The following is a 7,329-nucleotide window of genomic DNA, read 5'->3' as shown; positions in this document are numbered from 1 at the left end:
GCGCTGAGCGACATCATTGAGAATAAAGTCTCTGGTATGACGCAGGAAGAAAAGTATCAGAGCGCCCAGAAGCAACTTGTTGCTATGGTTGAAGAATTCAAAGCTCAGAATTGTTCAGGATTAAGTGCGGAAGCATGTTCAACCAAGATAAGTGAACATCGTAATGAATTGCTGAAAGGCGCTGCTGGTTTTGGATTAGACTTCGCACCGGTTGTGGGTGATATCAAGGGTTTTGCGGAAGCGCAGAGTGCGATTGATTATCTTGCTGCAATGGTTGGATTGATCCCAGTAGCAGGTGATGCAGCGGGTAAAGCTATTAAAGCAGCAGAAATGGCGCTGAAGAAAGGAGATGTTGCCGAAGCGTCGAAGCTGATTAATAAGGCTAGTGATGAAATTGCTGGGTATTTACCAAGTCCTGGAAATATATCTTTACCTAGCTCAGGAGTCGGTTCTAACGCTGCATTTTCAGTTACCAATGCGCAATTGGGTAAAAAACTCGGAAAACATGTTGAAGATTTCGGTGGTAATGCATCGAATGCGGCAGACAGGCAGCGTGTATTGGATATTATAAATGATATCGGTTCTAAGCCTGATAAAGTTGTCGCCGGTAAATTTGCAGGACAAGGTGTTGGTAATGGTGCCAGTCGTGGAGACGTGTTCTTTAGAATAAAGGGAAACGATGTTGTTGTTACCAAGCCTGACGGCAGTTTTGTCACTGTTTTGAAAGACGGAGTTAATAATACATCTGTGAAAAATGCACTAAAGGGAGATCCTAAATGATTAAATTTTTAGGACAATATCAAAAATGGGCCAGTAGTGTTATTAATGAGAGTCTTTTAGATGTTAGGGGGCTAGTTTATGTTTTTGATAAACCTGATTTTTATCACCCTCAAAAATTGCAGTTTATTTTTTCTAATACAGAAAAGTTGTTTAGCTTCATGTGCAGTAAAGATGGATCATCACTTGAGCTTACTGACTCGCCTATTCAGGAAAGTGATCTCGGCGAATACGGTAAAGAAATAATTATGGATCTGTCGAATATTACATTATTCATTGATTATATTGGGAAGCGGTTGTTAGAGATCTACTCGATATTTTCTTCTGTTGAAGATGCTTTCGTGGGAATGAAATTTGTTTTCGAAGGTGATTTAAATTTAATTATTGTAAATTTTGGGGATGAAATAAATATCTTTAACTCTTTACCATCATCATATGAACATGACGAAGGTATTAAGTATCAGTCATTATAAATGACGAATCCCGGCCTCTCAAATAGGCCGGGATTTTTGTTATCTGTCATTCAGTCACAATACGTATCAGCAACTGACCGTGTTCAACGGTGACAATCACCGGCGTATCGGTGCCAAATCCCGCGGCTTCGAGCCAGTGGCCGGTAAGGTGCAGGCTGGGGCTGCGGCTGTAATAGCGCGTCATATCGTTGCGGTCTGCGTGGCGGCGGCTGACATAGCCGACCTTCAGGTGTCGTAATGCTTGGGGTGTGGCGGGTTCTGACTTATGATGCTGCTTAGCCATAGTAACTACCTCTTTAGTTGCCAGTGGTGAGCGGTTGGGGCAGGTTGCCGCCTGTTCTAACCGCGTTCAGTAATCTGTTTAGCCTGGTACTTCAGTATCATCCCATCCAGTAACGCCTTGATAATACGGCGTTCTTCTTCTGGCATTCCGCTGACCGCCTCAAACTGCAACGCCAAATCATCAGACGGACCACGCTCGTGGTCATCAAACACCAGTCCATCCAGCGAGACATGCAGCACTTTAGCCAGCCTGATGAGGGCGTCTAAGGTGGGTTGCGCCGACCCCGCCTCATAGCGCCGAATCTGGTTCACATGAATGGATGCACTGTTGGCTAATGCCTGTTGAGTCAGGTCGGCGGCCTTGCGCAGTTGTATCAGACGAGCAGGAAAATTCATCGGTAAGAACCACAAAGTTGACGTAGCCATACTGTAACCTGCCCCTCTAATACTGTTTGACATATACACAGTATAAGGTATTTAATAAAAACATTAAACGGTTATTGACAGGTTTTTACAGGAGCAACGGAATGGGACGAATGACACCGGCAGAACTGGCGCGACTCAAGCGTGAGGTGTCGCTGCTGGCTGTGGCGCAGAATCAGGGTCATGTGCTGAAAAAGCAGGGCGATGACAGCGTAGTGTGCCTGTGTCCGTTCCATCGGGAGAAAACGCCGTCCTGCGTTATCACGCCGTCAAAGAGCCTGTATCACTGCTTTGGCTGCGGCGCGTCGGGGTCGGTGCTGGACTGGCTGCAACACACCGAGAAACTGACCTATCCGCAGACTCTGGTGCGGCTGCGGGAGCTGGCCGGAACCCCGTCTTCTTTAGCCGCCGTCCCTGTCTCGCCCACGGTGGCGCGTACGCCGTTGTCCGATCTGGATGATGACGGTCAGGCGTTGCTGCATCAGGTTATCGACTTCTATCACCACAATCTGCTGAACAACCCGGAGGCACAACAGTGGCTGGTCAGTCGCGGACTGAACCATCCCGAACTGGTGAGCCACTTCCGCTTAGGGTTCGCGGGTCATCACGGCATCGGCGGCAGCGCGGGGCTGTTGCCGTCCACCTCAAGCGGTGAGGGAAAACGGCTGCGTGAGCGGCTGGCCAGGCTGGGGGTATTGCGGGAAGCTACACGACAAGACCACTTCCGGGGCTGCGTGGTGATGCCGGTTATCGGCTGGGCGGAATCGGCGAACGTGGCGCAGCGCGGGCGGGTGTTGCAGTTGTACGGTCGCCGAACCACGGCGGACTACGCGGTGAAGAAAGGGGCGGCGAAGCACCTGTATCTGCCGTCACCGCTGGCCGGGGTATGGAACGAGGAAGCGCTGAAAGCCTCGTCTGAAATTATCCTGTGTGAAGCGCTGATCGACGCCATGACCTTCTGGTGCGCGGGGTTCCGCCATGTGACCACGGCTTACGGGGCGAACGGTTTTACCGCTGAGCATCTGGCGGCGTTGCAGTACCACGGGGTGAAACGTGTGCTGATAGCCTATGACCGGGATGAGGCGGGCGACCGGGGTGCGGAAGCCGTGGCCGGTGACTTGCTGGAAAGCGGTATCGAGGCGTGGCGGGTGCAGTTCCCGCAAGGGCTGGATGCGAATGCCTATGCGCTGAAGAGCGGTAATCCTGAAGCGGCGTTAGGGCTGGCGCTGGAGCAAGCACAATGGATGGGCAAGGGAATCGGACCGGGCGTGGTGTTCTCCCATGAAACGCCGGTATCTGAAGCGGACGGTGGAGCGTCCTCTTTAGCCGCCTCTGCACCTGCGGTTGATGTGGTGCCGTGCGAACAAACGGATACGGGTGAGCTGCTGTTACGCGCTGGACCACGGGTGTGGCGGGTGCGGGGCTGGCAGAAAAACAGCGTGGCCGAGGTGATGAAGGTCAACGTACAGGTACGGGACGAGAGCACGGGTGCGTTCCATGTGGACAGTCTGGACATGTACAGTTCACGTCATCGTCAGGGCTATATCAGCGCGGCGGCGGTTGAACTGGGCTGTGAGGTATCGGTCATCAAACGTGAATGCGGTCGGGTGTTGCTGATGCTGGAGCAGAAGCAGGACGAACAGCGTCAGCATGCCGTTGAGGAAACCTCGTCGGCCGTCACCGTCTCGGCAGAGGACGAAGCGGCAGCGCTTGAGTTACTCAAGTCCCCCCATCTCACCGAGCGTATCGTCAATGACCTGGCGGCCTGTGGCGTGGTGGGGGAAAGCACCAATCTGCTGACCGGGTATCTGGCGGCGACGTCGCGCAAGCTGGATAAACCGCTGGCCGTGCTTATCCAGTCATCATCAGCGGCGGGTAAATCCTCGCTGATGGACGCGGTGCTGGGGCTGATGCCGGAAGAAGAGCGTATCCAGTACTCGGCGATGACCGGGCAGAGCCTGTACTACCTTGGCGAGACCTCGCTACAGCACAAGATACTGGCGATAGCGGAAGAGGAAGGGGTCAGGCAGGCGGCGTATGCGCTGAAGCTGTTGCAGTCGGACGGGGAGCTGAAAATCGCCAGTACCGGCAAGAACGAGCTGAGCGGGGAACTGGTCACACGGGAATACAAGGTACAGGGACCGGTGATGCTGATGCTGACCACCACGGCCATCGACGTAGACGAAGAGCTGCTGAACCGCTGTCTGGTGCTGACGGTGAATGAGAGCCGTGAGCAGACGCAGGCGATCCACGCAATGCAGCGTCACGGCCAGACGCTGGAAGGGCTGCTTCAGTCCTCAGAAAAGCAGTATCTGACCCGGTTACACCAGAACGCGCAGCGGCTGTTGAGGCCGCTGAAGGTGGTGAATCCGTATGCTGATCGGCTGACGTTCCTGAGTGATAAAACCCGTACCCGGCGCGACCATATGAAGTACCTGACCTTGATACAAAGTATCGCGCTGCTGCACCAGTACCAGCGGGCGGTAAAACGGGTTGAGCACCGTGGGCAGGTTATCGAGTATATCGAGGTGGCGCAGAGTGATATCGCGTTAGCCAATCAACTGGCGCATGAGGTACTGGGGCGAACGCTGGACGAGATGCCGCCGCAGACGCGGAAGTTACTGGTGTTGTTGCGTGAAATGGTGCGGGATGTCGCAGTGCGTCAGGCGCTGAAAGCGGAAGAGGTTCGGTTCTCACGGCGGGATGTCCGGGCAACCCTGCGCTGGGGTGATACGCAGCTAAAAGTCCATCTCTCAAGGCTGCTGGAAATGGAATATCTGGTGCTGTACCGGCGTGGGTTAACCTATGAGTACGGCCTGCTGTGGGACGGCGAAGACAGCGGTCAGCCACACTTATGCGGGTTACTGGACGTGACAGAAACCGTTCCGGCCAGCGAGGGCAGCGATAACCGGTCGGAGTCAGATGAAGAGCGGTCGGCCACGGGTCGGGGTGTGGTCGGTAGTCGGTCGGAGAGTGAAAAAGTGGCGTCCGACCAGAGCCAGCAAGGCTTGGCGGGTGAAGTGGTCGGGGTTGCTGAAAACGCAGTAATAAAGGGAAAAAAGAAAGCGGGTAAAACCGTGCTGCCCGTAAGTGCGGGTTCACCGATAAACGGCGCGGTTGAGGGCAGCGATAACCGGTCGGGTCTGGAGGCTGCTCAGTCGGCCTCCGGTCGGGGTGTGGTCGGCAGCCGGTCGGAGAGTGAAAAAGTGGCATCAGACCAGACAGTACAAGGGATGGATGCCGAAACGGTCGGGGTTGCGCCAAATGCAGTAATAAAGGGAAAAAAGAAAACGGGTAAAACCTCGCTGCCCGTGAGTGTGGCAACGGAGATGCAGCATGGCCAACCGTAAACCGCGAGCGGGTGCGCTGCTGACGGTGGATGAGGTCTACCGTCAGCCTGTTGGTCCGGCCAGCGACCCGAAGAGCCTGTATGCGCTGCTGCTGCGGTTCGTGGTGTGGCGGCGGGAGCGCAACGGGTCGGAGGCGACGCTGAAGGTGCAGACACATCACCAGTACCGTTTTATCCTGTGGGCGGCAGAGCGGGGAGTGCATTACGCCCGTGACGTTACCCGTCCCATCCTTGAGCGTTACCAGCGGCATCTGTACCAGTACCGCAAAAGCAACGGCGAGCCCCTGAGCACCCGGACACAGCGCACGGCGTTACAGCCGTTGCAGGTGTGGTTCAGCTGGCTGACGAAACAGCATCTGATACTGGCGAACCCGGCGGCTGACCTGGAGTTGCCGAAGCTGGAAAAGCGACTGCCGCGCACGATACTGAGCGTGGAAGACGTGGAGCAGGTGCTGGCCTTACCCGACCTGACGACGCTTCAGGGCATCCGTGACCGTGCACTGATGGAGCTGCTGTGGTCAACGGGGCTGCGCAGAGGCGAGGTGGCAAAGCTGGACGTCTACAGCGTGGACGGGAGCCGTAAAACGGTGACGGTGAGGCAGGGCAAGGGAAGAAAAGACCGGGTTATCCCGATAGGAAACCGGGCGCTGCGCTGGCTGAGTCACTACCAGCAACAGGTGAGGCCGCAACTGCTGGTCAGTCAGGACATTACCGCGCTGTTCGTGGCGCTGGATGGAATCGCGGGACTGACGGCGAACGGCATCACCCACATGGTCGGCCACTACATCCGGGCATCGGGACTTGCTCAATGGGGAAGTTGCCACCTGTTCCGCCATGCGATGGCGACGCAGATGCTGGAGAACGGCGCAGATATCCGGTGGATACAGGCGATGCTGGGTCATGCGAGCGTGGAGAGCACGCAAATCTATACGCAGGTGAGCATCCGTGCATTACAGACGGTACATGCCTCAACCCATCCGGCAGAGCGAGAGGCTGAGGAAGAAACCGGGCTGCTGGCTGACCTGACGGCGGATGAGGAGGCGGACACGCTGGAGCCGCATGACATGCCTGCGCTGCCGGACAGCCACAAAAGTTAGCTCACTCTCTTCAGGCCAGCGGTACGGTGCAGGGCAAACGCTGCGCCGTCCGTGGCGCATCGTTTGCCTTGTTCAGGTAAGGCGCTCCGGCGGTAAATGTCGCTCGGCCAGCGTTAACCCAAAGCGTTCTCTGCAACACTCGTTGCTGGCCTGTCGTCATTCAACATAATGTGGCATTACGCGAAAGCCGCTGAACGCGGCCAACGCGTAACGAACATTATGTCGGCGCCGGTCGGTTAATGGGCGCGTTGCGGTCTGCTTCCACATCGGTGAGCGGCTGGCCGCCGGGGTTCGGCGCTTGGGTAAGGTGTGGCGCACAGCTCGCAGGCTCGCTCTGCTGCGAACATCGGCGTGCTTCCCTGGCTCCCACGGCGTGGCCGCCGTCCCTGGCGGCGGAAACCTCGGCGTCAGCACTTGGCCAACATCAACAGAAAAGGGGTTGTCGGCCTGACGGCCTCCGCTTAACGGCTTTACCTCGCCCCCGCCCCAACCCCGCTGCACTGGCTGCGCCCGGCTCGCAGTCGCCGGCTCCTTGCTCGTTCCCGTGCTCGCCATCTCCGCCCCGTGCGGCCCCCGCCGGGGGCCTCCCTGCTAACCCGTTGACCTGCGGGCTTCGCCAGCCCGCACCCGGCAGACGCTTCGCCGTCCCACAGGCAAGCTGCGGAACGTCTCGCGCCGCGATAAAACCCGGTTCAACAACAAAACGACTACTGGCAGCGGCTGACGCCGCTGCTATGATGTGGCGGTTGCAGGCGGTAAGGTCACGGCGGGGCGGTAGCGTGCCGGGATGAAAAAGTGCGTATCGGGGCTTGGGTGTCCGGGCATCGAAATGCATCAGGAAAAATCGGCTGTAACTGGCTGACTGTACAGGGAAAAGAGGTGTTCGCTGGCTGAGTCCGCACCGGAAGACGTTGTTGTGGAGAATAAC

At 56.5% G+C, this 7,329-nt stretch carries 6 protein-coding genes and 1 pseudogene; 4 read left to right on the top strand and 3 right to left on the bottom strand.

The genetic code is table 11. The annotated features are described in order from the left end of the window. Both K7X24_RS21635 and K7X24_RS21630 read left to right on the top strand, forming a co-directional pair. Positions 1 to 780 (top strand): annotated as a pseudogene (locus K7X24_RS21635) (hypothetical protein); the annotation flags it as partial. Continuing rightward, positions 777 to 1,250, top strand: a complete 474-nt coding sequence (locus K7X24_RS21630; RefSeq protein WP_224558251.1) for a hypothetical protein — start codon at positions 777 to 779, stop codon at positions 1,248 to 1,250. The pseudogene K7X24_RS21635 and the gene K7X24_RS21630, both read left to right, overlap by 4 nt. Before the next feature lie 46 nt (positions 1,251 to 1,296). On the opposite strand, the gene K7X24_RS21625 is transcribed toward K7X24_RS21630, so the two are convergent. Both K7X24_RS21625 and K7X24_RS21620 read right to left on the bottom strand, forming a co-directional pair. Next, positions 1,297 to 1,533, bottom strand: a complete 237-nt coding sequence (locus K7X24_RS21625; RefSeq protein ID WP_224558250.1) for a SymE family type I addiction module toxin — start codon at positions 1,531 to 1,533, stop codon at positions 1,297 to 1,299. 56 nt (positions 1,534 to 1,589) lie between these two features. Then, positions 1,590 to 1,928: a helix-turn-helix transcriptional regulator gene (locus K7X24_RS21620; RefSeq protein ID WP_318013158.1), complete on the bottom strand. Its 339-nt coding sequence runs from the start codon at positions 1,926 to 1,928 to the stop codon at positions 1,590 to 1,592. A 131-nt stretch (positions 1,929 to 2,059) separates the two neighbouring features. On the opposite strand from K7X24_RS21620, the gene K7X24_RS21615 reads away from it, so the two are divergent. Both K7X24_RS21615 and xerC read left to right on the top strand, forming a co-directional pair. Beyond that, positions 2,060 to 5,305 (top strand): CHC2 zinc finger domain-containing protein, encoded by a 3,246-nt coding sequence (locus K7X24_RS21615; RefSeq protein ID WP_224558248.1) that lies wholly within the window; start codon positions 2,060 to 2,062, stop codon positions 5,303 to 5,305. Further along, positions 5,292 to 6,401, top strand: a complete 1,110-nt coding sequence (xerC, locus tag K7X24_RS21610; protein WP_224558247.1) for a site-specific tyrosine recombinase XerC — start codon at positions 5,292 to 5,294, stop codon at positions 6,399 to 6,401. Before K7X24_RS21615 ends, xerC begins: the two co-directional genes overlap by 14 nt. Positions 6,402 to 6,411: 10 nt before the next feature. On the opposite strand, the gene K7X24_RS22050 is transcribed toward xerC, so the two are convergent. Beyond that, positions 6,412 to 6,540 carry a hypothetical protein gene (locus K7X24_RS22050; protein WP_263499336.1) on the bottom strand — a complete coding sequence of 43 codons (129 nt, stop codon included), beginning with the start codon at positions 6,538 to 6,540 and terminating at the stop codon, positions 6,412 to 6,414. Between the last annotated feature and the right edge of the window lie 789 nt (positions 6,541 to 7,329).

Origin of the sequence: Pectobacterium versatile (genome assembly GCF_020166435.1) — a bacterium.
Taxonomy (GTDB): Bacteria; Pseudomonadota; Gammaproteobacteria; order Enterobacterales; family Enterobacteriaceae; genus Pectobacterium; species Pectobacterium versatile.
This window is presented reverse-complemented; position numbering and strand designations above follow the sequence as displayed.